The organism is Acidovorax sp. 62, from assembly GCF_002754495.1.
In the GTDB taxonomy this organism is placed as follows: Bacteria; Pseudomonadota; Gammaproteobacteria; order Burkholderiales; family Burkholderiaceae_C; genus Acidovorax.
In genome coordinates this window covers 2996631-3022993 of record NZ_PEFJ01000001.1, presented here as the reverse complement: position 1 = coordinate 3022993, position 26363 = coordinate 2996631, and the positions used below count along the sequence as shown (strand labels likewise).

Here is a 26363-nt window from a genome sequence, read left to right as displayed (position 1 = left end):
CGGGGTGGTGTGGGGCATCGTGGGCCTGGCCGGCGCCCCGAGATTTTGGGTTCGCTAGCACCTGGCATGCCAACGATAAAAATGGAGACAAGCATGCAACCATCCACCCAGAAACCGCGCCGTCAATTCCTCAAGGCGGCAGCAGGCACCGGGCTGGCCGTTTGGGGCTCAGGGGCTTTGGCGCAGTCTTTCGACTTCAGACCCAACCAGCGCTATCCCGATCCGGCCGTTCAGATCCTGGACCCCAGCTTCGCCAAGTACCGCATCTACAGCAGCACCGTGGAGCAGGTCGCCACAGGCATGCGCTGGGCCGAAGGCCCGGTGTACTTCCCGGAAGATGGGGGCTATGTGCTGGTCAGCGACATCCCCAACAACCGCATCATGAAGTACAGCGAGCGAGACGGCAGCTTCACGGTGTTCCGCCAGCCTGCCAACTGGGCCAACGGCAATGTGCGTGACCGGCAGGGGCGCCTCATCACCTGCGAGCACTCCGTCACCCGCCGCGTGGTGCGCACCGAAAAGGGCGGGCGCCTCACGGTGCTGGCCGACAGTTATGAGGGCAAGAAGCTCAACGCGCCCAACGACATCGTGGTCAAGTCCGACGACACCGTGTGGTTCACCGACCCCTTGTTTGGCATCAACGGCGAGTGGGAAGGCTCCCGCGCCAAGCCAGAGCAAGCCACCACCAATGTCTACCGCATCGGTACCGACGGCAAGCTGACGGCGGTCATCACCGACATCGTCAACCCCAACGGCCTGGCCTTCTCGCCTGATGAGAAGAAGTTGTATGTCGTTGAGTGGAAGGGCACGCCCAACCGCAGCATCTGGAGCTATGACGTCAACGCCGACGGCACGGTGGGCAACAAGACCAAGCTGATCGATGCCGCTGACCAAGGCGCCCTGGACGGCTTCAAGGTGGACCGCGATGGCAACCTGTGGTGCGGCTGGGGCAGCAATGGCGCACTGCAGGCCGAGGCCTCGGAGCAAGGCGGGCGCAAGGTCTTCCTGCTCAAGGGCAAGCCCGAGGAGCTGGATGGGGTGATGGTCTTCAACCCCCAGGGCAAAGCCATTGCCCACATCCGCTTGCCCGAGCGCTGTGCCAACCTGTGCTTTGGCGGCCCCAAGAACAACCGCCTGTACATGGCCAGCAGCCACTCGCTGTATGCCCTGTACGTCGAGGCCCACGGCGCGGTGTAAGGCGCAGGCCTGGGGCTGCGTTTGTGAGGTCTGCCAGCCCTGGCCTTGTTCTCCGGGGCTGCATAGGGAACGCTCAGGACTGCCCCTTGGCCAATTGCCATAGCTCTTCGGCCAGGGGCGTCATCTCCCCTTTTTGGCGGTACAGCCGAATGTCGACCGGCACGTTCCAGGGGGCTGGACCCGCAGGCACCAGCAGGCCGCTGCGCAACTCCTCTGCCACCAGGCTCTGGGGCAGCCAGGCTACGCCACGCCCCTCCAGCACCATGGTTTTGAGCAGCACGGCATGGTGCGAGGTGAAGACCGTGGGCGCATCGCCGAACGCCGCTGTCTGCGGGGCATCCTTTTCCAGCCGAGACAGGTGCGAGCGCATGATCCTGCCCAGGCCCGAGGCATCGCTGTAGGCCAGCATTTGCAGCGCTGGCGTGTCGCTGGCGCCCTGCATGGGCTTGGCCTGCACCTTGGCTGCAGACACGGGCCGCAGTACATCGCCCGAGAGCCGAAGCATGGGGTACTGCGCCTCGTCCAGACGGCTGGGAGCATCGGCATGCCCATGGCACAAAACGAATTGCACGCGGCGCTGCAGCATCAGGTCTTCGCAAGCGTGTGAACTGTCAGACAGAGTCTGTATCGGCCCCACCTGCAGATGGGCTTCCACCCCAGACAACCAGCGTGGAAAAAACGTGAGCGAAAGCACGTGGGTCGCCGCAAAGCGCAAGCTGGCTTGCGCCATGTGGTGGGCCGCACGGGCCTTGGTGCGGGCGGCCTCCAACTGGGCCAGCACTGCTTCGATCAGTGGCTCAAAACGTTGCCCAGCGGCGGTGAGTACGGCAGGGTGCGCGCTGCGGTCAAACAAATCCACCCCCACCCATTCCTCCAGCGCGCGGATATGGCGGCTGAAGGCCGGTTGGGCGATGGCGCGGGCCTCTGCCGCGCGCGAAAAATTGCCGCTTTCGCACAAAGCCAGAAAGTCTTCCAGCCATTCCAGGTCGAGGGGGCGATTGCCAGGTCCCATGGGGTCTGCTTTCTGCGGTGTCTACACGAGGTGGTGGGGGCTGGGTGCACAGATAGATGTATGCGATTGGAGTATTGGACGCCAGGCGGCACTGAGGAAATGATGCCTTTCGTGACGCACAAAGCCTTGTCCAACGCATGCACTGCACGCAAGCCGCCTGAATTATCGGTGGGTGTTGGCACCTTGTACGGCCCCAGCGCTTTGCTTGGGGGGCCATTGGCAATCGCTTCGAGCGCACGCGCTTTCATTGTTCCAACACCGCAAACACCATGAAGATCGTCAACATCCTTGAATCCACCCGCCCCATCAAGTCAGACATCCGCAACGCCTACATCGACTTCTCGAATATGACGCTCAGCCTCGTCGCTGTGGTCACCGACGTGATCCGCGACGGCAAGCCCGTGATCGGCTATGGCTTCAACTCCAATGGCCGCTACGGCCAGGGCGCGCTGATGCGTGACCGCTTCATCCCGCGCGTGTTGGAGGCCGAGCCCGCCAGCCTGCTCGACGCCACCGGTGAGAACCTGGACCCGCACAAGGTCTGGGCCCGCATGATGATCAACGAGAAGCCCGGCGGCCACGGCGAGCGCTCGGTGGCCGTGGGCACCATCGACATGGCCGTGTGGGATGCCACGGCAAAAATAGCGGGCAAGCCGCTGTTCCAGCTGCTGGCCGAGCGCTATGGCAACGGCACGCCCAACCCGCGCGTGTTTGTCTACGCGGCCGGTGGCTACTACTACCCCGGCAAGGGGCTGGACGGCCTCAAGAAGGAAATGGAAAGCTACCTGGCGCGCGGCTACTCGGTGGTCAAGATGAAGATTGGCGGCGCCACCCTGGCCGAAGACTGCGAGCGCATCGAGTCGGTGCTCAAGATCCTGGGCCCGGGCCAGCAGCTGGCCGTGGACGCCAACGGCCGCTTCGACCTGAACACCGCCATCGAATACGGCAAGGCCCTGTCGCAGTACCCGCTGTTCTGGTACGAGGAAGCAGGCGACCCACTGGACTACGAGCTGCAGGCCAAGCTGGGCGAGGTCTACCAAGGCCCGATGGCCACGGGCGAAAACCTGTTCTCGATGCAGGACGCGCGCAACCTGATCCGCCACGGCGGCATGCACAAGGACCGGGACTGGTTGCAGTTCGACTGCGCCCTGAGCTATGGTTTGGTGGAGTACCTGCGCACGCTGGACATGCTCAAGGAACATGGCTGGTCCCCCAGCCGCTGCATTCCCCACGGCGGCCACCAGATGTCGCTGGCCATTGCCGCAGGCCTGGGCCTGGGCGGCAACGAGAGCTACCCGGACCTGTTCCAGCCCTACGGCGGCTTCCCCGATGGGGTGAAGGTCGAAAACGGCTACGTGACGTTGCCGCCGCTGCCGGGCATTGGATTTGAGGGTAAATCAGACTTGATCGCTGAGATGCGGGCGCTGGCCTCCTGAGCTCAGAGCACCCGCACTCCCAATTCCCCCACCAGCGCGGCCGCCTGGTCGCCAGAGATGATGGCGCCCTTGAAGAAGGGTGCCACCTGCGCCAGTTTCAGGCCGCCCAGGTCTACGCCGCGCAGGTCGGCGCCGTCAAAGCGCGTATGTTTCAAATGGGCGTCTCGCAAGCTGCCGCCTTCAAACAGCGCATCCCGAAAATCGCAGCCCCCCAGATCGGCCTCGGACAGGTCAAGCTGCGCCAGGGTTTGCTTGCGAAACGACAGCCCCCGCAAATCGGCGCCCACGAGCAGTGATTCGTGGAACTCCAGCCCCAGGGTGTGCGCCTCGCGAAAGTGTGCCCCGGTGAGTTTGACTTCGGCAAACAGCGCGCTGGACAGCCTTGCGCGTGTCCAGTCGGTGTTGTTGAGGTCGCAGCGGTGCCAGCGCGCATCGGTGCAGTCTGCGCGTTGCAGTTGGGCCCGCGCAGCGCGGCAGTCCAGCCAGCGGGTGCTGGTGAGGGTGGCGGCTTCCAGTGCGGCGTCTGCGAAGGTACATCCGATAAAGGTGGCGCCGCGCAGGTCCATCTGTGACAAATCCTCGCCGTCAAAGGTGCAACGCTCAAACTGCAGTGCTGCAGGGGCGTCGGCCACCAGGCGTTGCAGATCGGCCCGCGACAGGTGTTGATCGGTCACGGGGCTGGTGGCCGTGGTGGTGGCTGTGGTGCTGGGGGTGGAGGTCATGAACAACGAAACCATGGGGCGCAGAAGGCGGTGGGTGAAAAACCCAAGAGGGCAGGGTGCCGGAGGGCTTCAGTGCCCCGTGCTGCGGGAGAACAGGTGAATCACCAGTACCCCCGCCAGAATGAGGCCTATGCCAAGCAGCGCTGCGGTGTCCAGGCGCTGGTCGTAAACCACCCAGCCCACGGCAGACACCAGCACAATCCCCACGCCTGACCACACCCCGTAGGCAATGCCCAGTGGCACCGTCTTGAGCGTGAGCGACAGCGCATAGAACGCCGCTACGTAGGCCACGGCGGTCAACGCCGAGGGAAGGGGGCGAGTGAAGCCCTCGGAGGCTTTGAGGGCGCTGGTGCCAATCACCTCGGCCAAGATGGCGGCGCCCAGCAGGGCGTAAGCGGGCAGGGGCATCAGTCTTCTTTCTGGCCGCACAGTTGCAGCAACAAGGCCAGGATGCGGGCGCGGTGCGCGTCGTCCAGGGCATACACATCCAGCATTTGCGAAAACCAGAAGCCATCTGCGGCCATCCGGCACACCAGCAGCCGGTCTGCCGCGCCAGGTGTTTCGGCGTCTGCGGCCAGCTCGGTCTGCATGGTCTGGTGCCAGCGCTCGCGGGCTTCGGGCAGGGTCAAGGCCAGCAGGCCAATGGCCCGCTGGGTCTCGACCTGGTTCAGTTGGTTGTGGGTGTCAAAGCAGGTGCGAATGTAGGCGCGGGCATGGCGCCCCGGCCCGGCGGGTTCACGTTCAAACGCCAGTGCCAGGTTCGCCTGGAATTCTTCAAACAGCTGATCGCACAGCGCCTGCAGCAAGGCCTGCTTGCTGCGAAAGTGGTGCTGCAGGCCGCCCTTGGTCACGCTGGCGCGGCGGGATACGGCGTCCAGCGTCACGGCGTGGGGGCCATCTTGTACCAGGATGTCGCGCACCACCATCAGTAACTGGCTGCGGATCAGTTCGGGCTGTTTTTGTCGGCGGTGGGCTTCTGTCATCACTACAAACCATCCGTATGGAATGTTTATTGTAGGGGTGGCCTCGGGAGCTGAGCCGGGTCTGGATCAATGTCCCCGGGCGCCCGTGGGGCCTTCACTGGACATTTCGTCCAGTGTGGTGGCCAGTGCACCTGACAAGCCTGAGAGCGCAGCCTGCGTCATATCCGGTAACAATCCGTGCCAATCACCGCACCCCATCGCCCCTGAACCCATTCCCCCGCCATGTCCCAAAACGTTCACACCCTGCACCTGTTCTTTGAAGACCCCATCCGGCTCAAATACTGCCAGCTGGTGTTCCAGTACCTGCAATCCGACAACACCGAGCAGGCCGAGCGCTGGGCCGAAAAGCTGGGCGGGGCTGACCTGGCCAAACTGTGGGACAGTGACTGGTTCAACCATGGCGTGCGTGCCCAAGGCCCGGGGCTGGTGCTGAACTTTGATTCGAGCACGCACGACGGGATTCCGCTGCAGATACTGGAAGAGCTGTTTGCTCACGGCCTGCGCTCTGCCGTGGCCGAGGTGTTTTACGACCAGGTGGGTGAGACCGAGCGCATGTTCTTCGAGCAAGGCATGTGGGTAACCCGCCAGTCTTTTTATGCCAGCAACCCCACCCTGAAGGCTGTGGTGGAACGCGCTGACGACGATACAGAAGAGAGAGCGGGAGAAGAAGACGAGGAGGGTGCCAGCGACGGCACCAAGAACCCACGCAAGCCGGTGCCCATTGGCACCCTGCGCACCCAGCAGGACGAACGCGAGCGGGAAGGCCGCGAAGCGGTGGATGCCATGGTCGGCATGTTCAAGGACATGCGCGAAAGCGGCGTCAACCCGGTGGACGGAATCATGGGCATCTTCATGCTGAAGGCGGGCTTCAAGGGGCTGGTGCACGCCGCGCTGTTCACCTTGGTCACGGTGCTGCTGTTCAAGGGCTTTTGGTTGTGGATGGGTCTGGGCCTGCTGCTGGCGGTGGTGCTGCCGCTGTACTACATGAGCACGGAGCGCAAGTCGCTGTTCTCCTGAACGAGCGTCTGATGGCATGGGCCGCATACAACACATTGAAAACACAGAAACGAGGGAGAAAAAACGATGTTGACCGAGATTGAATGGTGGGGGGGCGTGCTGTTTATCGTGGGCGCCGTGGTGTATCGCATGGCCATTGGTGCGCTGGACAAGGATGCAGGGTTTGATGCCAACCGGCTGCTCTCGCATGTGTTCTTTCTGGCCCCGGCTGTGGTGCTGGCGGGCTACTTCTACCCGCTGGAGCGCCCGGGGTTGCGTTACGCCTACCTGGGCGTGCTGGCGGTGGCACTGCTGGCCATGGTGGCTACGCTGGGTATGGAAATCTGGGACAACATCCAGACCGCCAAAGAGGCCAAGGCCGCAGGTACGGGTCAAGGTAGCGCCAGTGTGGTGACAGACGCCCCCGAGACCCGCATGCTGGAGCCAGCTGCGCTGGCATCGGTGCAGGCGAGCCAGGGGAAGCAAGGCCAGGGCGAAGGCGGTGAGGGCGATAGCGAGGACGATGACGATGACGAGGAGGTCGGCACCTTCTACACCGTGCTGGGCATGCTGCTGCTCTACAGCCCGGTGTTTGTCGTCTGCGCTTTGGGCTGCTACAAGGCTTGGCCCATGGTGCAATCGCTGCTGCAGCGCTAAGCGCTTTTTCAACGGCCTGCATCCACAGACAGGCATGCCTTGTGCGTGTCCTGTCCAGGCCGTTCCCTTTTCCAGCCCGTACCTCCTTTTCCTCCATGGCCAGCGATTCTTTCTCCGTGCTTCTCTCGCTTTACATGCGGCGTATCCGTGCCAGCGCCTCGGGGGTGGCGACGGAGATTGGCCTGAGCCGTGAAGCCGTGAACAACTGGCGCAACGGTGTGTCAGTGCCCAACCCCCGCTCGCGTGACCGCGTGGTGGCCTGCACCCGCTACCTGCGCCTGACGGAGACCGAGTCCAACCGCCTGCTCAGCGCGGCCGGGTTTGAACCCGAGTTTCCGCTGCAGGCCGAATCGGTGGGCGCACAGCCGTTTGCGGTGTTCCAGGACAAGCTGTTTGCCCAGCTGGCGCAGGCCATGCCGTACCCCATCTCGCTGCTGCTGTCGCCCGCGCACTGGGGCCAGCCGCCGTTTCGGCAAGAGCTGCTGGCCCGTGCCCGCGCGCAATACGGCGAGGGCGCGGTGCTGCACATCCAGCCGCCCTACAGCGTGAGCACGGCGGCCGACGAATACTTTGCCGCCATCGGCCGCCAGTGCGGGCTGGGCGAAGTCACCTCCGACTACGAATTTGAAGCCGCGCTGGAGCAGCGCCTGCTGGCGGGCGAGCGGCTGTTTTGCCTGGTCAGCCGCTTTGAGCAGGGCACCCCTGCACTGCGCGAAACCCTGGCGGGCATTTTGCGCAGCCTGAGCGAAATGCACAGCGGCCGTCTGCACCTGCTGCTGTGCGGAGGCGAGGCGCTGGCCGACCTCAAGTACCGCAGCGGCGACTTGTCGCTGCTCAACATTGCCCAGGTCAACCATTGGCCCGAGCCCACGCTGGACGACCTGGTGGTGCTGGCGCGCCACCGCTGGCCCGAGCAGCCCTGGGCCGTGCCCGTGCTGGCCGCTCTGCAAGACCTCAGCGGCGCACACCCCGCCTTGTTTGAAGAAGGGCTGCAATGGCTGGTAGACCATGGCACCGCCGCACTGCAAGGCGATGTGGTGGCAGCGGGCGAGCTGCGCAGCCACCTGCTGGGCAGTGCGCGCCTGTGGCAAACCTTTTTGCCGCTGGCACAGGCACCGGCCTCGCGCCAGCGCCTGGCGCAGCTGCTGCAGGCCGCTGACCTGGGCCGTGCCCGGCCCTACCTGCAAGACGACGACCTGCGCCGATTGTTTTGGGGCAACCTGGTCCAGGTGCGCGGTGCGGGCGATGCGGCGCGGCTGCATTGGCGCTGCCCTATCGTGCGCGAGGCTGGCTTGATGGTGCTGGAATCATGCTCGAACGAATGAGCCCGCTGCTCTCGCGCCCTGTGCTGCGCGCCATGGTCATTGCCGTGGTGACGTTGTTTGTGGCCAGCGCCATCTTCACCCCCCAGCTCAACCCCTTCACGCGCAGCGCCTTTCTTGCGGCCATGAATGTCGGCCCGGTGTGGGGCGAGGTGGCGCAATGGCGCGCCGCCATGATCGATGCGCGCAACGAGCTGGGTGACTGGCCGCCGGACATCCAAAAATACGCCCCGCCCATTGCCAACGCCAAGCTGCGCGTCACCTCGCCACGCCCCAACGTGTTGCAGGGTGACATTGCCAACCACCCCGAGCTGGGCAAGATCGCTGGCACGCAGGTGATCATTGAGTTCCATCCTGACTCCTATACCTGGAGCTGCCGCCGAGGCAATCCGCCCGTTCCGCCAGGCTACCTCCCCATCAATTGCGATGACGGCGTGACCGACGATAGGGAGCCGAGCAAGCCATCTTCCGCGTCCGCCTCCGATCCCTTTGGGTGGCTGCGGTCATTGATCATTGGGTGTGCTGTGATCTTTTGCGCCGGGGCGGTGGTGTGGGTGGTGCGCCATCCCCTGATTGGCTCAGGCCAACTGCGCCCCGCGCGCCTGCGCCGCACGCCCCTGGACCGCCTGCCGAAAATCGACCGCTTGCTGCGCTGGATGGGGCGGCTGGATGCCACCTTGCAGGCCGCTGAAGTCCGCACGGCAGACTGGCGCCGCGCTGTGTTGTGCGCGCAGGCGAACGGGCTTGACTACGCCACTGGCCTGGCCCAGGCCCTGGCCGACAAAGTGGTGGCCCGCCAGCAGGCCAGTGCCGATTGGGCGCTGCCCGGCGTGGTGCTGGAGTGGCAGTTTGCCCCCGACCTGCCCGTGTCGCTGGACCGATGCCTGGTGCTGGTGCCCACGCCGGGGCTCGACGAAGCCGCCTTGGTGCAAAGCCTGCGCGCTGCGCAGACCGGCAGCGACGTGCTGCTGGTGCTGAGCGAGCACAGCACTGAAAATCCGTTCCCTCTGCTGCGTGCCCATTGCGAAGACAGCGCCAACCTGCATGTGATGGTGGACAGCGCCAGCCTCACTGAATGGCTGCTGGGCGGCCAGGCCCTGCAGGTGCTGCTGCGCCTGCTGTCCACCCAGTTGCGCATCACCCGCATCTCGCCGTACCAGACGCGCGGCGGCGTCACGCGCGAAGGCTCGTTCTTTGGCCGCGCGCAGCTGCTGGCCCGCGTGGTCACTCGCGAGCCTGCCAACTACCTGGTGGTGGGCGGGCGCCAGCTGGGCAAAAGCAGCTTGCTCAAGGCCGTGCAGCGCCGCCTGCAGGGCCACCCGCACACCGTGTGCCACTACGTATCGCTGCGCGACCACCGACTGGCCCCGCGCCTGGCACTGCAACTGGGCCTGCCCGCCGCCACCGCGCTGGAGGACATCGTGGCCCACCTGCAGGCGCAGGCGGTGGGCAAGCGGCTGGTGCTGCTGATTGATGAGGCCGACCAGTTCTTCCGTGCCGAGTCGGACCAAGGCTACGCCCAGTTGTCCACCCTGCGCTCGCTCAGCGAAGAGGGGCGCTGCTGGTTCATGCTGGCAGGGTTTTGGGACTTGTACGCCACGGCCGTGCTCGACTACCAAAGCCCCTTGCGCAACTTCGGCGAGGTGCTGACCATCGGCGGGCTAGAGCGCGCCGCCTGCCGCGAGCTGGCCACGGAGCCGCTGCGCCGCCTGCGCCTGGGCTTTGCCAGCGATGCGCTGGTCGAGCGCCTCATCGATGCCAGCGGTCAGCGCGCCAACCTGGTGGCCATCCTGTGCCAGGAATGCCTGGAGGCCCTGCAACCCGGTGAGCGCGCCATCGAGGCCCTCCACCTGAACCAGGCCCTGGCCTCGCAGGCGGTGCAAGACGCGCTGGCCGGCTGGGGCCGCCTGAGCCAGGACGAAGCCGCCTGCCGCCTTGACCGTGTGGTGGTCTACCACACCGCCCAGACCGGGCAGACCAGCTTGGTGGCCCTGGCGCAGCTGCTGCAAAGCCACGGCATCACGGCCGATGCGCAGGCCCTGCGCCAGTCGCTGGCCCGCCTGCAACTGGCCTACGTGCTGCGCAAGCAAGAGGCCGAATACCGTTTCGCCATCCCGCTGCTGCAGGGCCAGTTTGAGCCCAGCGAGGTGGAGCAGCTGCTGCGCCAGGAGTTGGCTGTGTTGGGCAGGGACACACGCTCTGCTGCGTGAGCCGTTGCATCCAAATACGCATGCTTTGAATAGAGTGGAATTTTTGACCGAGGAACTTTCAATGACCGCACAAAACGCATCTGTCACGCCCGCACTGCCGCCTGAGTCCCGCTATGCCTCGGTGGTCCAAGACCACAAAGCCCTCTGGGGTGCCGTGCAAGATCGGGCGCATGAAGGAGAGGGCGACGGGCTGGTCGCAGCCATCGTCTTGCATGCCTCGAAGGCTCTGGTCGCTTATATCGAATACGGCGAAGACATGGTTTACCCCGAACTGCGTTTGTTGGATTTGCGTACGGATGAAGTGATCGCCATCGACAGCGAGGACCTGGCCGACGCCCCCATGATTGATGGCCTGGCCTTTGCGGACGAAGATGCGGGACTGCTGGAGCTTCAGTTCCGTGACGGGGGCAAGCATGTGGTGACGCTGGATTTCGACGGCCCATCGGTGCGCTGGTAAACGGCTGGAGTCACCTCGCCATGGCAAGCTCGTCCGCTGTTGTCCTTGAGCACGACTCAGGGTTTGATCACATCCTGTCGTCCATAGACCGCTTGGTGCGCTCCGGCGTACACCCCGACCGTATCAGCGTATCCCAGGAGTCTGCAATGCAGTGGGCGTGCTCTGCGCGCTGGGCCTATTACGACCGTCCAGACGACGCCAGCGTGCCCGGGCGGGTGGATGCCCAGTTCGCGCTGTTGCGCCTGCTGTTGGAAAAGGGCGGTGACCCCAACCGGCGCAAGAACCGCAATTCCACCCCCCTGGCCGAGTGCTGCACGGAGTTTTCAAGCTATGCGGAACACCGCGCGCTGGAGCGGCTGGCGCTGATCCTGGCAGCAGGCGGCGACCCCCGCAAGACCAAAGAACCAGCGCTGTGCCTTGTCCTCGGGCTGGGCGACATGCGCGGCGAAATTTTCAGCATGCCGTTTCGCGAAGACGCCCCGGCCAGTCATGCGGAGGCCGTCTATCAGGCCATCGTCCTGCTGCTCCAAGCTGGGGCTGACATAGAAGCCATGGACCACCGTGAGATGTACAACCCTTTGCTCATGGCCGCCTCTATGGGCAGTGTGCCGTTGTTACGCTTTTTGAAGGACCGCGGCGCTAATGTGCACTTCACCACCCCCGCAGGCACCAACGCGCTGATGCACTGTGCTGGCGATGTGGACGGTCTGAACCTGAGCCGGGCTGGCATTTCGGTGGCGTGGCAGCGAGGGGTCGACCCTGTCGCCACCACCCGCCAGCTGCTCGACTGGGGCCTGGACCCCGCTGCAGCCAACGCGCGCGCTCGCACCCCACTGCGCCTGGCCGTCAGCGCAGGCAACCTGAATGTGGCTGCCGTGCTGGCCGAAGCCCTGGCGGCCCAGGGCAAGTTGGTGGCTGCCGACGTGCGCCTGTTCCGGGGCACCGAATACGAATCCCGCGTGGCGGCGTTGACCACCTCCGTAGCCCCCAAAAAGCCCGCCAAGCCCAAGGCCGCTGCGGATGGCTCCGCCCAGCGCGCCACCTGGGAGCGTGCGCCCGGATTGATCGACGGGCCCACGGACTGGACCGCCAGCCAATACCCCGATTGGCTGCGCACCTGCCTCAAGGGCGTGATCGCCCACCTGGGGTCGGGCGCAGACCCGCGCGTGCCGCCTGGCGTGCTGTACCTGGAATACGACGACTACTTTCGTGGCCTGAAGCTGTCGCGCACCAAGTCGTACCTCAGCCGCAGCGGCGCGGTGGAAATGGGTGTCCATGTCTTCGATTGGTCTGTCATGCGCATCCGCTTCTCGCAGGTGGAAAACGACGACTGGGTGCTGCGCGAGGCGATTGATTTGCCCATGGCCCCAGGCGCACCGCCCACCACCGAGGTGCTGTGCGACACCATCGGCCAGCTGTGCGCCCGCTACCTCAATACCCAGGCATGACGCCGATTGAGCGCGTGCCACAGCCCCATCTCTCCCATTTTCAATCGCCCGATCCCATGACCTCCAAGCCCAAGTGGACCGACCGCATCCATAGCCCCATTCGCGTGCTGAACCACGCCGATGGCCTGCACCTGGAGAAATTCACCGATGCCGATCTGGACCAGATCGCCGACTGCGACGACATCCTGGACATCCACCTGCGCAGCAACCGCACGGCGCAGCCGGTCGATCTGTCACGCCTGGCGCACATCCAGGGGCTTCGGCGTTTGAGCCTGGATCGCATGCAGTTCACCAACCTGCAGGCCCTCAAAGCCTTGCCGCACCTGAATTCGCTGACCATTGAATACTGCGACTTCAAAGACTTCGAGGCACTCAACGGGCTCAATGTCGAGACGCTGTTCGTGTGGAACAACAAGTTCACCCACTTCCCGGCGGGGCTCCAGTTGCCCAGGCTGGAGAGTCTGTACCTGTCACACAACCGCATCACCGACCTGTCGTTCGTTGCCAGCTACCCCACCCTCAAATGCTTGCATGTGAACGGCAACCGGATCACCGACCTGGCTCCGTTGGCTGGCTGCGCGGCCTTGGAGACCCTGTGGGTCGATGACAACCCGCTGACCACACTGGCGCCCCTGGCAGGTCGGCGCTACCAGCGACTGCATGTCAGCAACGAGTTGAGTGCGGAGCGTGCGGCCTTGCAGCTGGAGTTGCCCGAGGAAGCGTATGTGCGCGACCCGGAAAGCATCGAAGCCTCGCGCATCGCGAAGCTGATGGAGGCCAAGGACTGGCCGCAGCTCTACGCCATCACCGACGTGGCGTTGTTGGGCGACGCGTTCGCTAGCCTGGTGCACGGGCACTTTGACGAGGAGACGGTGCGCGGCGCACTGGCACACCCGGCTCCAGGTGCGTTCGATGCAATGGTGACCCACGGATTGCGACCGCACTATTGGGAAGAATCCAAGCTGCTGGTGTCGGTGCTCAGCAGCTTTGGCGAGCGCTTGGTGGCGCCACTGACCCAGAGCTTTCATGCCGAGCTGGCTTTTTACCCTGAGTACGAACCGTTTTACGCGGGCAAACTCAAGCACGAGCACGCCACCATCGCCCGCATCCTGGTGGAAGCTCCCATCCCCGCGTTTGCCGACCTGTTCCTGGCGTTCTTCAACCTGCGCGAGGGCTTCTCCGAAGCCCACCTGCACCACTACAAGCAGCTGCTCGATGGGGTGGGCAAAGTGCAGTCTCCGCAGCTGGTGGAGCCCATCATCGACCTGCTGCGGTTCGAAAAGCACATCCTGGGCGGCGATGCGGCGTTCATGAAAAAGGTCTTCAAGGCCATTGGCCAGCTGGGCACGAGGGCCGATGCGGCCGTGCTGGCTGGCCGCTTTGATGTGTCTGTCGAAGCCCGCACCGATGTGGCCGAGGCCTACGAGGCCACCCTCAAGAAGCTGGAAAAGAAAAAGAGCTAATGCGCTGCAGCCCCGCCACCGCATGACGCTGTGTTTTGTCTCTGCCGTTGAACCCATCCCATGTCTGAATCCCGACTGCACTACACCGTTTACTTTGAGTCCCGCGCCCAAGCGGCCGCCTGGGCTGCTGAGGCCGAGGCCACCGCCCAGCTGTCGTCGCCAGAGCAAGCCCGCGTGCTAGGCGCGATGCTCGGCTTGGGTGAAGACTCCGGGGTCTCTTTTGAGTTTGCGGGGGCGGCACAGTTGTGTGCAGAGCTGGCCGTGCTGGGGCCGTGGAACCTGCTGCCTGCCGAAGAATGGCCACCCGGTTTGATGGCGCGGGGGGCCAAGCTGCTGAGCTGCGAATGGCACGACGGGCCCAAGGCGCAAGGCTTTTTTCTCAACGGTGCCAAACCCGTCACGCGCAAGCAGTTTGAAGCTGCGGTGCGCAAGCTGGACCCGTTGGAAGAAGTCCACCAGTTGCTCTCCAAAGAACAATACGGCGCGGTCTTGAACCTGGTGCACCACCACGGCCTGGACCCCAACACGGTGCTGTACCACCGGCCGCTCATCGTGCATTTGCTCACGCCGCAGGCAGGCAAGGCCAGCGGCGTGCTGCCCACCGAGGCCATCATCGCCCTGCTGCAAGCCGGGGCGCGGCCTGACCCGCTGGCGCTGGTCACCCGCATGCCCGGCTACACCTTGCCGGTGTTTCCGCTGCATTGCGCGGCCCGGGCGTTCGACATTGCCCTGATGCAGGCGCTGGTGGATGCGGGCGTGGATGTGAACGCGGTGGACGACGAGGGGCGCACACCCTTGATGCAACTGGCCGATGCAACGCACTATTTGAGCAAGCCCGTCTCCATGGCCGTGCAGGCCGCGCAGTGGCTGCTGGAGCGGGGCGCAGCGGTCAACGCCGTGAGCCAGCACGGGGATTCGGCCCTGGCCGGGGGCGTGCACCAGGCGCTGCGCGATCTCCTCATGGCACATGGCGGCCGGGTAATCTGGCCGCACTACGCGCTGGAGTACGACGCCCCGCAGCAGCAACTCAACGCGATTTCGTACCACGACCATGCGCTGCTGGATGAATTGCTGGCGCAGGCGCCGCCGGACGAAGCCCATCGGCATGGCTTGCTGAGCAGGGCTGTGGACGAAGGGAACCTCCCAGCGTTGGACCGGCTGTGGCGGCCGGGAGACCATGCGCTGATGTGCATCGACGCAACCCCGGAGCCCCGGTTGCTGGCGGAATGCACCACGAAGCACGAAGGCACGGACGTGGCCACGATGCGAGACCTGGTGCAGCGCAGCGCGCCCGAGGCCTTTCCCACGCGCGATACCGCCTGGCTGAATGCCGCCAACAGCTGCCTGAAGGATTTCACCAGCCGCATCGTGGACCGGCCTGTGGCGTTGCTGGAGATGGTGCTCGCGCTCGGCTTGCCCGCTGAGCCACCGGCCGATGCGCAGCACACTCCCTTGGAGGCTGCTATCAACGCCCAGTCCGAAGCCAAGGTGGCGCTGCTGCTGGCCCACGGTGCCAACCCAAACCGGGTGCTGTACCACGGGGGCAATGCCTTGCATGAGGCGGTGCTGTACAAGGCGACCGATTGCATCCCATTGCTGTTGCAAGCGGGGGCGGACCGCACCTTCTGTGACCGCCAAGGCCGCACGCCGCTGCAGCTGGCGGTGGTCAAACGCAACAAGGCGGCGCAGAAACTTTTGGCGAGCTGATTGCGCACCGGCCTGTCAGGGGTTTCAATAAAAATAGGCTCTAGCGCTTGTCCAATAAGCGCTAGTAGCTATCATTTTTGATTATTCGATGTCCTTGCTCTGGCGATGGCCGTGGAGGCTCGCCCTCCATTCCTCATAGCCCTGGGGCATGAGCTCACGCCGAAAAGAGCTGAGTCCTAGCTTATTGCGAATGACCATTTATCGATATGCACGCAGCCTCCTAAAGTGAGGGCATGGCGTGTGTCAGTCCCTGGCACCTGCCACGCGAAGGGGCTGCACGGTATGCATGCCTGAGGCTTGCAGTGGCTGGTCGTAGCTGGTTGTCGCCATGGCCGCCACCTGTGGCTCCTTTCGCTTTCCCCATCGCTTGCGAAAGAGCCACACAACAATGAACTTCCAACAATTGCGTTCCGTTCGCGAGGCCGTGCGTTGCGGCTTCAACCTGACCGAGGTGGCCGCCTTGCTCTACACCTCGCAGCCTGGCGTGAGCCGCCAGATCCGTGAACTGGAGGAAGAGCTGGGCGTCGAGATTTTTGTGCGCGCAGGCAAACGGCTGACCGGTCTCACGCCCCCTGGCCAGGCGGTGCTGCCGATTGTGGAGCGTCTGCTGCAGGATGCCGACAACCTCAAGCGTGCCGGGCAGGACTACAGCTCCAGCCACGAAGGGCGCCTGTCCATCGCGGCCACGCACTCGCAGGCGCGCTATGCCTTGCCCCATGTGGTGCGCGATTTTCGGGCCATGTTCCCGCAGGTGTCGCTGCACCTGCACCAGGGCTCGCCCAAGCAGGTGGCCGAGATGCTACTCAGCGGCGAGGCCGACATTGGCGTGGCCACCGAGGCGCTGTCGCACTACGACACCCTCGTCACACTGCCGTGCTACCGCTGGACGCACAGCATCGTCGTGCCGCCGGGCCACCCGCTGCTCGATCTGCAAGAGCCCGTGACGCTGCAGCAGTTGCAAGAGTTCCCCATCATCACCTACGAGCTGGGCTACACCGGCCGCTCGCACATCGACGAGGCCTTTGCCCGCGAGGGGCTCAAGCCCGACGTGGTGCTGTCTGCCATGGATGCCGACGTGATCAAGACCTATGTGGAACTGGGCATGGGCGTGGGCATCGTGGCCTCCATCGCGGTGGACCCCGAGCGCGACCGCCACCTGCGCATGCTCGATGCGCGCCACCTGTTCGAGGTCAACGTCACCCGCCTGGGCGTGCGCCGCGGCACCTGGCTGCGGGGCTATGCGTACAGCTTCATCGAAACCTTTGCCCCGACGCTGACCCGCGAGGCGGTGGAGCGCGCGGTGCGGGACCTGCCAGCGCAGGAGTAAGTTGAGAAGTGAGCGCAGTGGGGGGCGCCGGGTGAGGTACGGCACCGCATATCCATATCTGTTTTGATTCCTTCGCCCTGTGGGGCGTCCTTCCTAAGCTGTCTGCACGACCAGCGAAGGGCTCCCGATGCTGGATGTCATTCACCACTGCTCGCAGGCCGCTCCATGACCCAACCCCTTTCGTCTCCCGTATCCACACCCTCATCCCTCCCCCGCCAGCTGGTCTTCGGCTTTGTCTTGCACGGCGTGGGCGCGGGCTGGGGCGACTGGCGCCACCCCAACGCGGTGGTCGATGCCAGCGTGAACTTCGGTTTCTACAAAGAGCAGGCGCAGCTGGCCGAGAAGGCGCGGTTTGACTTCCTGTTCGTGGCCGACAGCGTGCACATCACCGAGCGCTCCAGCCCGCATTACCTCAACCGCTTTGAGCCCCTCACCATCCTGTCGGCCCTGGCCGGAGCCACCTCGCACATCGGCCTGGTGGCTACGGTAACGGCCAGCTACAGCGAGCCCTTCACGGTGGCGCGCCAGTTTGCGTCGCTCGACCACATCAGCGGCGGGCGTGCGGGCTGGAACGTGGTCACCTCGTGGCTGGACGGCAGCGCCCGCAACTACAGCCGCAAAGAGCACTACGACCATGGCGTGCGCTACCGCCTGGCGCAAGAGCACCTGGACGTGGTCCAGGGCCTGTGGGATTCGTGGGAGGACGACGCCCTGGTGCGCGACAAGGCCACGGGCCAGTTTCTCGACCCCGCCAAGCTGCACCGGCTGGACCACCAGGGCGAGTTCTTTTCGGTGGAAGGGCCGCTGAACATCAGCCGTTCGCGCCAGGGGCAGCCGGTGATCTTTCAGGCGGGGGCATCCGAAGATGGCAAGCGCTTTGCCGCGCAGCGCGCCGATGCCATCTTCTTCCATGCCGACACGCTGGAAGAAGCCCAGGCCTACTACCGCGATGTGAAGGCCCGTGTGGCCGCCGAGGGGCGCGACCCAGCCAAGGTGTTCCTGCTGCCCGGCATCCGTCCCATCGTGGGCCGCACTGCCGAAGAGGCGGAGCGCAAATACGAAGCATTGGCCGCCCTGGTGCCCATCGAGAACGCCATTGCGGCCCTGGCCCGGCCGTTCAACGACCACGATTTTTCCAAATACCCGCTGGATGCGCCGTTCCCCGACCTGGGCGACCTGGGCCGCAACAGCCAGCAAAGCGCCAGCGACAAGATCAAGCAGCACGCCAAGGCCCACAGCCTCACGCTGCGCGAGGTGGCCCTGTGGCACGCCCGCCCCAAGCGCACGTTTGTGGGCACGGCCGAGCAGGTGGCAGACGAGATCCAGCGCTGGTTTGAGCAAGGCGGCGCCGACGGCTTCAACTTCTTTGAAGCCCTGCCCAACACCTCACTCAAGGACTTTGCCGAACTGGTGGTGCCCGTGCTGCAAGCGCGTGGCATCTACCGCAAGGAGTACACGGCCTCCACCTTCCGGGGCAACCTGGGTTTGCCTGTGCCTGCCAACCGCTACACCGCTGCGCGTGCAAAGCCGGGTACGGTAGGTGGCAAGGTGGCAGAGCCTTTGCCCGAGGCGGTGGCTGCATAGTTTGCGTGGGGCACCGTCCCCATGCCCCGCAGAAAGACAAAAGGCCCGGAGTGAAAGCTCCGGGCCTTTTGTCTTTCCAGCACCCTGGCGCTGCAGGGCATCCGGCCATCCTGGCGATCGCTCAGATCACCCGGAACCCATGCGTGCCGTCACGCCCCAGTTGTTCCACCAGTCCAAACTCCCAGTCCAGATACGCCTGCATGGCCTCGCGTGGGCTGTCCGTGCCTTCGTAGGGGCGGCGGTAGCGGTCAATGCGGGGCGAGGCCAGGTGGGTTTCGCCTTGCTCCAGCGGCAGGCCCTGGGCAATCCAGGCCAGGGTGCCGCCTTCGAGCACCTGCACCGTGGCGCCAGTGAGGCGGGCCACATCCACCGCCGCATAGCGGGCCAGCAGGCTGCTGCCGCAGGTCAGCACATAGTGCGGCGCTTTGGGAATGGTCTGCAGGGCCTGTGCCAGCTGCGATCGCACCACGAACCACGCGCCGGGGATGTGGCGCAAGGTGTAGTTGGCGCTGGTGGTCAGGTCCAGCACCACCGTCTGGCCGGGGGCCTCGCGCTGCAGGCGCTCTGCCAGGTCGGCGGGGGTGATCCACTGCGCGGGCTCCAGCAGCTCAGGCACGGGCTGCGGGGCCGGGCGGGTGTCGTGAAAGTCCGCACTCTGCAGGCCGTCCAGCACCCACACATCCCAGCCCATCTGCGCCAGCCACGATGCACTCATGTTGGCGCGCACACCGTCGTCGTCCGCCAGCACTAGGCGGGCGCCACGCACGGGGGCGGTGTGGTCGGTCTCTTGCACCAGCTGGCCGCCGGGCGCATTGCGAAAGCCCGGCACATGGCCCCGGTTGAATTCTTCGGGCGTGCGCACGTCCAGCAAGTAGGTGGTGCGCTCGGCCTGCTGTGCAAAGGCGTGCAGGTGCTCGGTGCGGGCGCGCCGCACACCGGCGCGGTCGGCCACCTTGCGGGCGCCTTGCGCTGCGGCGGCGCGCTGCTCGGGTGTGTCGTGTGTGTGGTGCGTGGGCTGGGTGTCAAAGCGGCGGCTGGCACCGCGTTCCAGCTCCTGGCCCGCCAGCAGCCAGCCGATGGTGCCGTTGCGCAGCGCCGCAATGGGGTTGGGCAACCCCGCGTTGATGAGCGACTGCGTGCCGATGATGCTGCGTGTGCGGCCCGCGCAGTTGACGATGATCTGTGTCTCAGGCCGGGGGGCCAGTGCCCGTGCGCGCAGCACCAACTCGGCCCCTGGCACGCTCACGCCGGTGGGGATGTTCATGGTCTGGTATTCGTCAAACCGGCGCGCGTCCAGCACCACCACGTCGGCCTTCTGGTCGATGAGGGCCTTCACTGCTTGCGCAGGCAGCGAGGGCGTGTGGCGCTCGGCCTCTACCAGCTCGCCAAACGATTTGCTGGGCACGTTCACGTCGATAAAGACCTCGCCCCCGGCATCGCGCCAGCCTTGCAGGCCCCCGGCCAGCAGCGCCACATCGGTGTAGCCCAGGCGCTGCAGGGTGCGTGCTGCGGGCTCGGCCAGGCCTTCGCCGTCGTCATACACCACGATGGCCGTGTTGCGCCGGGGGATGCGGGGGTAGACCTCGATCTCCAGCTTGCCTGCCGGGAAGTTGGCGGCAAACAGCGGGTGGGCCTGGGCAAAGGGGTGTTCTTCGCGCACGTCGATCAGGGCAATCTCCTGCTGCGCCAGCAGGGCGTTGCGCACATCGGCGGTGGTCTTCAGGGGCACATGGGGCGCTTCTTGCGATATGGGCTGGGCTTGGGTCATGGGGGTTAGGCAAAGAAATCAGAGGGGACGATTGGGGCGATTCAAGGGGCCGGCTGGGGCGTTGCCGTGGCTGCGCGCAGCGCGGCATTGCGCTCGGCTGACAGGTCCCACAGGTTGGGCAACTCGGTATTGCTGTAGCCCGAGACAAAGGGCTTGCGCGTGCCGTCTTCCAGGTACACCGACCGTTCCACCGCGCCAATGTTGGCGCCATACACATGGATGCTGATGGAGGTCTGGTTGGCCAGTGCGTTGCTCACGCGGTGCACGTCGCCAATGCGGGGCGACACCGCCTCCACCTGGCCCGGCAGCAGCCGCGTGGGCGCGCCTTCGGGGGCCCAGCGGCCTTCCGGGGTTTGGGCGTAGTGCTGGGCCACCTCTGCGCCGCGCAGCATGCCAATCAGGCCCCACACCGTGTGGTCGTGGATAGGGGTGGACTGGCCCGGCCCCCACACAAAGCTCACGACCGAAAAGCGCCCCAGTGCATCGGCGTGCAACAGGTACTGCTGGTAGCGGTCGGGGTGCGGCTTGGCATAGGCGGTGGGCAGCCAGTCGTCGTGCGCCACCAGACGGCCCAGCAGGGCGCCGCCGCGTTCCAGCACATCGGGCTCGGTGGGGTTGCGCTGCAGCAGCGCGGCCAGCTCCTGCACAAATTCGCGCAGGCGGGCGAGGGTGGGGGTTGTGCTCATGTTCGCATTGCACCGCATTTGCGGCTTTTGTGCTGCTGAAACTTTTGCATATCGATGCGTGATTTTGTTCGTTCTCCCGAGCGCGGGTTGGCCTTGCAATAGCGCCACGGTCGATAGGCACGGGTTCATCCCTGCTTTGGCGTTTCACAGGCTTCAACAGTTTCACTGCATTCACAGGAGGTTCGCATGGGCAAGGATCAAGGGGCAGCAGCATCGGGTGGTTGGTCGCGGCGGCGCGTGCTGCGCACGGCAGCAGGCGCCGGAGTGGCCGGTGCGGCGGCCGTGGTGGGCAGCAGTGTGCTGGCCCAAAGCAGCAAGCTGCGCCCGCTCACGCTGGCCTGGAACGCCAATGCCGTGTGCCTGTCTGCCGTGCCCGTGGCCATTGAGCGCGGCTTTTTTGAAAAGCAGGGCCTCAAGGTCGAGCTGGTGAACTTTGCGGGCTCTACCGACCAGTTGCTCGAAACCATCGCCACCGGCAAGGCCGATGCGGCCGTGGGCATGGTGCACCGCTGGATCAAGCCGCTGGAGTCGGGCCTGGACGTGAAGCTGGTGGGCAGCAGCCACGGCGGCTGCTCGCGCCTGGTGGGCTATGGCCCGGCGGGCATCACCAGCATCGCCAAGCTCAAGGGAAAAACCATTGCGGTGTCCGACCTCAACAGCCCCGGCAAGAACTTCTTTGCCGTGCTGCTGACCAAGGCCGGGCTCGACCCGGAAAAAGACGTGAGCTGGCGCCAGTTCCCCGGCGACATGCTGGGCCTGGCGGTAGAAAAGGGCGAGGCCCACGCCATTGCCGATGGCGACCCCAACCTCTTCCTGATAGAGCGGCGCACCAAGGGCCTGGTGGAGCTGGCCACCAACCTCTCAGGCGAATACGCGGCCAAGACCTGCTGCGTGGTGGGCGTGGGCGGCAAGCTCATCCGCTCTGACAAGCCCCTGGTGGCCTCCTTGGTGCGCGCCATCAACCAGGGCTCGGAGTTTGTGGCCGACTACCCCAACGAAACCGCCAAGATCTACAGCCCCTATTCCAAGGTGCCGGTGGACGACTTGCGCGCTGTGCTGGGCACCCTCACGCACCGCAACCACCCCAGCGGTGTGGCGCTGCAAAAAGAGGTGGAGTTTTACGCCCGCGACTTCAAGCTGGTGGGCGTTCTCAAGCCCAACACCGATGCCGCGCGCTTTGCGCAGCATGTGACGGTGGACGTGCTGGCCTGACCGCGCCCCAGGAGTTGCACCATGGCACACAGCACCACGCTCACCCCCACGGGCTTGCCCACGGCGGCTGCACCCGCACACACGGCACGGCCATCACTTCCCGCCGCTGCACGCGCCATGCCCAAGGCAACCCCCGCAGCCAGGGCACCCCAGGCCCGCCTGTGGTGGACGGGCCTGTTCGCCGCACTGGCCTGGACGGCGCTGGGCGCCATCACCTGGTTCTGGCCCAACCTGCCCGTGGGCTTTAGCGACTGGGCCTACACGCAGGAATTTGCCGTGGCCGCCTGGGGCGTTGCCGCTGTGCTGTGGCTGCTGGTGGCCTGGCCCGGGCTGCTCGGGCGCCAGGCCGCACGCTTGCGCGGCGCAGGCCCCTGGCTGGTGGCCATTGCCGTGGGCTTGGCGGTGTGGGAGGTCTACACCGCCAAACTGGGCACGCTGCCCCCGCCGTTCTTTGCCCCGCCGCAAAGTCTGGCCGAGGTGTACGTGACCGACTGGGCGCGGTTGCTCGACAGCGCCTGGAACTCGCTCAAGCTGCTGGCCCTGGGCATTGCGATTGGCGCCAGCGTGGGCTTTGTGGTGGGCGTGCTCATGGGCTGGTCGCGCAGTGCCAATTACTGGATTCACCCCGTGCTGCGGGTGCTGGGCCCGGTGCCCACCACGGCGCTGCTGCCCATCTCGTTTTACTTTTTCCCCTCCAGCTGGTCCACGGCCATCTTTCTGATTGCGCTGGGCACAGCCTTCCCGGTGGCCATCCTCACCTGGTCGGGCGTGGCCAGCGTGCACAAGAACTACTACGACGTGGCCCGCACCATGGGCGCATCGCCGTGGTTCCTGGTGCTGCGCGTGGCCATCCCGGCCTCGCTGCCGCAGGTGTTTGTGGGCCTGTTCATGGGGCTGGGCGCGGCGTTTTCCACCCTGGTGGTGGCCGAGATGCTGGGCGTCAAATCGGGCCTGGGCTGGTACCTCACCTGGGCGCAGGGCTGGGCCAGCTACCCCAACATGTATGGCGCGCTCATCATCATGGCGCTGCTGTTTTCGGGCGTGATCTCGCTGCTGTTTGCGCTGCGTGACCGGGTGTTGTCCTGGCAAAAGGGGATTGTGAAATGGTGACTTCAACCCACGTCCCTGCAGCCCCCGCTGCGGAAGCTAAGGCGGCCACCTCCACGGGTGCTCGCATCGACGTGCGCAACGTGAGCCACTGGTTTGACCTGCCCGGTGGCGCCCTGCAGGTGATTGACGAGCTGGACCTGGCCATTGAGCCCGGCGAGTTTGTGGCCCTGCTGGGCCCCAGCGGCTGCGGCAAATCCACTCTGCTGCGGCTGGTGGCGGGGCTGGAGCCCGCCACGGCGGGCGAGCTGCTGCAAGACGGCGCGCCCATTACCCAGCCTGACCCATCGCGCATCGTGGTGTTCCAAGACCCCACGCTGTTCCCCTGGCGCACTGTGTGGGACAACGTGGCCCTGGGCCTGCAGGCGCGGGGCTTGCTCAAAACCCACCGCCACCGCGTGGACCAGGCACTGCAACTGGTGGGGTTGGAGGCCTTTGGCAAGGCCTTTCCGCACCAGCTCTCGGGCGGCATGGCGCAGCGTGTGGCGCTGGCACGGGCCCTGGTCAACGACCCCAGCCTGCTGGTGCTGGACGAACCTCTGGGCAAGCTCGACTCGCTCACCCGCCTGGCCATGCAGACCGAGCTGGTGGACCTGTGGCAGCGCACCGGCTTTTCGGCCCTGCTGGTTACGCACGATGTGGAAGAAGCCCTGTTCATGGCGCAGCGCGTGGTGGTGCTGTCGGAGCGGCCCGCCACCATCCAGCAGGTGTTGGTGAACGACTTGCCTTACCCGCGCCACCGGGGCCACCCGCGCCTGGCCGAGCTGCGGCACCAGGCGCTGGCACTGCTGGGGCTGGACGCGAGTTGGTGACGACTGCGTTTGACCTTGCCACCGCCCTTTGCCGCAGCGTGGGCGCTGCATGATGGCCTGGACCTTGCCCGCTGATCTGTTGGACGCCTTGCTGGCCCTGGCCCAGCGCAGTCAGCAAGCCCTGCAAGCAGCACTGCACGCCGTGGGCTGGCTGCCCGACGTGCACGGTCAGCCCGCGTGGCCGTGGGTGCAGCGCCTGGCGGCCGAGGTGTTGGCGCAAGAACCCCAGCTGGCCCGCCAGGCCACGGCGCTGCTGGCCTGTGTGCTCGGCTTGGGGGTGCTGGCCCTGTTGGCGCTGCGCTGGCGGTGGGCGCGCTGGGCCTTGGCCCCGGCCCTGTTGGTGGTCGCCTTGACTGCCCCTTGGCCCGCACTGGCCCTGTTGCAGGCCCCGGCTGTGCCCACCAGCTGGCACCGATCGCCCACAGGGTTCACGGTGCAGTCCATCACGCAGGGGGCGCACATCTACCAGCAGCAGTGCGTGCGCTGCCACGGTGCTGACGGCAAGGGCGAGGGGCCCGATGCCGCAGGCTTACCCATGTGGCCACCCACGCTGAACGGATCGCTGCTGTGGAAGCGGCTGGAGGGCGAGCTCTTCTGGCGCGTGCGCCACGGCATGCAGAGCGCTGCGGGTGTGCAGACCATGCCCGCCTTTGCCGACCTGGCCGACGAGCAGGTGTGGCAGGTGCTGGACTACCTGCAGGCCCACGCGGCAGGCCAGCTGCTGCGCGACACCGGCGCCTGGGCCCAGCCCGTGCGCATGCCCCAGGCCCGGGTGCACTGCCGCCACACAGGTGCCACCAGCGTGCGCCAGCTGCAGGGCCAGCGCCTGCGTGTGGTGCTGGGCGGCGGGGTTGCCGCGCTGCCGCCAGACGACCCGCGCCTGCTCACCCTGTGGGTGCCTGCCCAGGCGGTGGCGGCTGGCGACCCTGCCGACCGCGCCGAATGCACCGTGCAAGAGCCCGATGCCCTGCCTGTGCTGGCCTGGGTGCTGGGGCAAGCGGTCGATGGGGATCAGGGCCTGCAAGGCGCGCAGGGCGCGCAAATGCTGGCAGACCGCAACGGCTGGCTGCGTGCCCGCGCGCTGCCAGGGCAGGGCGGGTGGTCGGAGGATGACCTGGTCTGCCGTGCCGCTGGGCCCGCCAATGCGGCTCCCACCCGGCCAGCAGCATCCACTCCGCCCGCCGCTGATGGCCTCGAAGCCCTCATCCGCCGCATGGACGCCGAGCCCGTGCGCCTGCGCCGGGGTGGATTTCCACATTGAGGTGTGTGGTGCAGTGGTGCACCGTTTACTCACAATTTAATAGCTGCTAGCGCTTATGGATAAAGCGCTAGGTGCCGTTTTGGTTAAATATCTTGGCGCTATGCCACCCCATGCGACACCACGCACAGCTTGTTGCCATCCGGGTCCCGAAAGTACGCACCGTAGTAGTCCGCGTGGTACTCGGGCCGCAGGCCCGGGCGGCCTTCGCACTGGCCGCCCAGGGCGAGCGCCATTGCGTGTGCGGTATCCACCTGGCCTCGCGTGGCGGCCATAAAGGCCACCATCTGGCCGTTGCCTGGGCTGGGGACTTCGCCGTTGAAGGGGCGGGCAATCACAAACAGCGGCCGGGGCCCTGGCGTGGACTCCCACCCCGCCCAGGGCCGCGCGGCATCGCAAAAGCGCTCTTGGGCGCCCAGCGTTGCCAGCACCGGCCGGTAAAACGCCAGGGCGCGTTCAAAGTCGGAAATGCCCACGAATACATGAGAGAGCATGGTGTGTCCCCTCTGCCTGGGCTACGCCCTTTGCGACTGGCTCAGCAGCACCACTTGCAGCCGGTCCAGGTTCTGTTCGTTGGCAGGCACCACAAAGTCGCGCAGCTGGGCGGCCACCTCTGCGCTGTCAAACGTTTGGGCCCACGCCAGGTGTGTGTGGTTTTCACCCTGCGGGCGCAGCTGCACCGTCAGCGTGAAGTGCGGGGCCACCACATGCTCAATCACCACCAGTGCATCGGGCTCGATGGCCCGGAAAACGCACTCGTTGGGGTAGTGCTTGCCGTCCGGGCCGTGCATCACAAACACCCACCGCCCCCCAGGCGTGAAGTCGAACTGCTCAAAGGCATTGCTGAAGCCAGCAGGCCCCCACCAGCGGGCCAGTAGCTCGGGTTGTTTGAACGCTTGAAACACCTTGCGCGGGCTGGCGTGCAGCACGCGTTCGGTGGCCAATGTGGCGGCGCTGGCTTGGGGTGTGGATGGCATCGGGGGCTCCTGGCTGGTTGAG

Annotated in this window: 24 protein-coding genes; 16 read left to right on the top strand and 8 right to left on the bottom strand. The window is 65.7% G+C overall.

The window, feature by feature from the left end; translation table 11 throughout:
* Positions 1-93 precede the first annotated feature (93 nt).
* Positions 94-1197, top strand: coding sequence for an SMP-30/gluconolactonase/LRE family protein (locus CLU86_RS13560; protein ID WP_099743568.1), 1104 nt, complete (start codon positions 94-96; stop codon positions 1195-1197).
* Between the two features lie 73 nt (positions 1198-1270).
* Here the strand turns inward: CLU86_RS13560 and CLU86_RS13555 are convergent, their stop codons facing one another.
* Complete coding sequence (locus CLU86_RS13555; protein WP_099741968.1) at positions 1271-2209, bottom strand: LysR family transcriptional regulator; 939 nt, start codon at positions 2207-2209, stop codon at positions 1271-1273.
* Between the two features lie 269 nt (positions 2210-2478).
* Between CLU86_RS13555 and CLU86_RS13550 the strand changes: the two genes are divergently transcribed.
* The gene (locus CLU86_RS13550) at positions 2479-3645 is read left to right on the top strand and encodes a mandelate racemase/muconate lactonizing enzyme family protein (RefSeq protein WP_099741967.1); all 1167 of its coding nucleotides are present in this window, start codon (positions 2479-2481) and stop codon (positions 3643-3645) included.
* A 2-nt stretch (positions 3646-3647) separates the two neighbouring features.
* On the opposite strand, the gene CLU86_RS13545 is transcribed toward CLU86_RS13550, so the two are convergent.
* The 3 genes from CLU86_RS13545 to CLU86_RS13535 all read right to left on the bottom strand — a co-directional run bounded on the left by CLU86_RS13545 (position 3648) and on the right by CLU86_RS13535 (position 5350).
* Positions 3648-4367: a pentapeptide repeat-containing protein gene (locus CLU86_RS13545; RefSeq protein ID WP_099743567.1), complete on the bottom strand. Its 720-nt coding sequence runs from the start codon at positions 4365-4367 to the stop codon at positions 3648-3650.
* Between the two features lie 69 nt (positions 4368-4436).
* On the bottom strand, positions 4437-4769 hold the full coding sequence (locus tag CLU86_RS13540) for an SMR family transporter (protein ID WP_369803877.1): 333 nt from the start codon (positions 4767-4769) through the stop codon (positions 4437-4439).
* A gap of 5 nt (positions 4770-4774) precedes the next feature.
* The gene (locus tag CLU86_RS13535; RefSeq protein ID WP_099741965.1) at positions 4775-5350 is read right to left on the bottom strand and encodes a TetR/AcrR family transcriptional regulator; all 576 of its coding nucleotides are present in this window, start codon (positions 5348-5350) and stop codon (positions 4775-4777) included.
* Between the two features lie 222 nt (positions 5351-5572).
* On the opposite strand from CLU86_RS13535, the gene CLU86_RS13530 reads away from it, so the two are divergent.
* From CLU86_RS13530 to CLU86_RS13485, 10 genes are all read left to right on the top strand, one after another.
* Entirely contained in the window at positions 5573-6367 is a 795-nt protein-coding gene (locus CLU86_RS13530; protein ID WP_099741964.1) for a hypothetical protein, read from the top strand.
* A 66-nt stretch (positions 6368-6433) separates the two neighbouring features.
* Positions 6434-7003, top strand: coding sequence for a hypothetical protein (locus CLU86_RS13525; protein ID WP_099741963.1), 570 nt, complete (start codon positions 6434-6436; stop codon positions 7001-7003).
* Between the two features lie 95 nt (positions 7004-7098).
* Complete coding sequence (locus tag CLU86_RS13520; RefSeq protein ID WP_099741962.1) at positions 7099-8328, top strand: hypothetical protein; 1230 nt, start codon at positions 7099-7101, stop codon at positions 8326-8328.
* On the top strand, positions 8313-10535 hold the full coding sequence (locus CLU86_RS13515; RefSeq protein WP_099741961.1) for an AAA family ATPase: 2223 nt from the start codon (positions 8313-8315) through the stop codon (positions 10533-10535). The genes CLU86_RS13520 and CLU86_RS13515 overlap by 16 nt, the downstream gene beginning before the upstream one ends.
* A gap of 61 nt (positions 10536-10596) precedes the next feature.
* On the top strand, positions 10597-10992 hold the full coding sequence (locus CLU86_RS13510) for a hypothetical protein (RefSeq protein WP_099741960.1): 396 nt from the start codon (positions 10597-10599) through the stop codon (positions 10990-10992).
* 20 nt (positions 10993-11012) lie between these two features.
* Entirely contained in the window at positions 11013-12440 is a 1428-nt protein-coding gene (locus CLU86_RS13505) for an ankyrin repeat domain-containing protein (protein WP_143226708.1), read from the top strand.
* Between the two features lie 56 nt (positions 12441-12496).
* Positions 12497-13903, top strand: a complete 1407-nt coding sequence (locus tag CLU86_RS13500) for a leucine-rich repeat domain-containing protein (protein WP_099741958.1) — start codon at positions 12497-12499, stop codon at positions 13901-13903.
* Between the two features lie 60 nt (positions 13904-13963).
* Positions 13964-15610 carry an ankyrin repeat domain-containing protein gene (locus CLU86_RS13495; RefSeq protein ID WP_099741957.1) on the top strand — a complete coding sequence of 549 codons (1647 nt, stop codon included), beginning with the start codon at positions 13964-13966 and terminating at the stop codon, positions 15608-15610.
* A gap of 388 nt (positions 15611-15998) precedes the next feature.
* Entirely contained in the window at positions 15999-16937 is a 939-nt protein-coding gene (locus CLU86_RS13490) for a CysB family HTH-type transcriptional regulator (protein WP_099741956.1), read from the top strand.
* Positions 16938-17102: 165 nt separating this feature from the next.
* Positions 17103-18521 (top strand): LLM class flavin-dependent oxidoreductase, encoded by a 1419-nt coding sequence (locus tag CLU86_RS13485; protein ID WP_099741955.1) that lies wholly within the window; start codon positions 17103-17105, stop codon positions 18519-18521.
* A 121-nt stretch (positions 18522-18642) separates the two neighbouring features.
* Here CLU86_RS13485 and CLU86_RS13480 read toward each other — a convergent pair whose 3' ends face one another.
* On the bottom strand, positions 18643-20289 hold the full coding sequence (locus CLU86_RS13480; protein WP_099741954.1) for a rhodanese homology domain-containing protein: 1647 nt from the start codon (positions 20287-20289) through the stop codon (positions 18643-18645).
* A 41-nt stretch (positions 20290-20330) separates the two neighbouring features.
* On the bottom strand, positions 20331-20975 hold the full coding sequence (locus CLU86_RS13475) for a cysteine dioxygenase (protein ID WP_099743566.1): 645 nt from the start codon (positions 20973-20975) through the stop codon (positions 20331-20333).
* A 186-nt stretch (positions 20976-21161) separates the two neighbouring features.
* Here CLU86_RS13475 and CLU86_RS13470 point away from each other — a divergent pair, with 186 nt between their 5' ends.
* From CLU86_RS13470 to CLU86_RS13455, 4 genes are read left to right on the top strand one after another with little or no spacing between them, the layout of a single operon-like run.
* Positions 21162-22187 (top strand): ABC transporter substrate-binding protein, encoded by a 1026-nt coding sequence (locus tag CLU86_RS13470; RefSeq protein WP_099741953.1) that lies wholly within the window; start codon positions 21162-21164, stop codon positions 22185-22187.
* A gap of 21 nt (positions 22188-22208) precedes the next feature.
* A complete protein-coding gene (locus tag CLU86_RS13465; RefSeq protein ID WP_099741952.1) occupies positions 22209-23297 on the top strand; it encodes an ABC transporter permease in 1089 nt (362 codons plus the stop codon).
* Positions 23291-24106 carry an ABC transporter ATP-binding protein gene (locus CLU86_RS13460; protein ID WP_199175124.1) on the top strand — a complete coding sequence of 272 codons (816 nt, stop codon included), beginning with the start codon at positions 23291-23293 and terminating at the stop codon, positions 24104-24106. Before CLU86_RS13465 ends, CLU86_RS13460 begins: the two co-directional genes overlap by 7 nt.
* Positions 24107-24158: 52 nt before the next feature.
* Entirely contained in the window at positions 24159-25367 is a 1209-nt protein-coding gene (locus tag CLU86_RS13455) for a cytochrome c (RefSeq protein ID WP_099743564.1), read from the top strand.
* Between the two features lie 98 nt (positions 25368-25465).
* On the opposite strand, the gene CLU86_RS13450 is transcribed toward CLU86_RS13455, so the two are convergent.
* Positions 25466-25858 (bottom strand): VOC family protein, encoded by a 393-nt coding sequence (locus CLU86_RS13450; protein ID WP_099741951.1) that lies wholly within the window; start codon positions 25856-25858, stop codon positions 25466-25468.
* Between the two features lie 21 nt (positions 25859-25879).
* Positions 25880-26341, bottom strand: coding sequence for an SRPBCC domain-containing protein (locus tag CLU86_RS13445; protein ID WP_099656526.1), 462 nt, complete (start codon positions 26339-26341; stop codon positions 25880-25882).
* Positions 26342-26363: the final 22 nt, after the last annotated feature.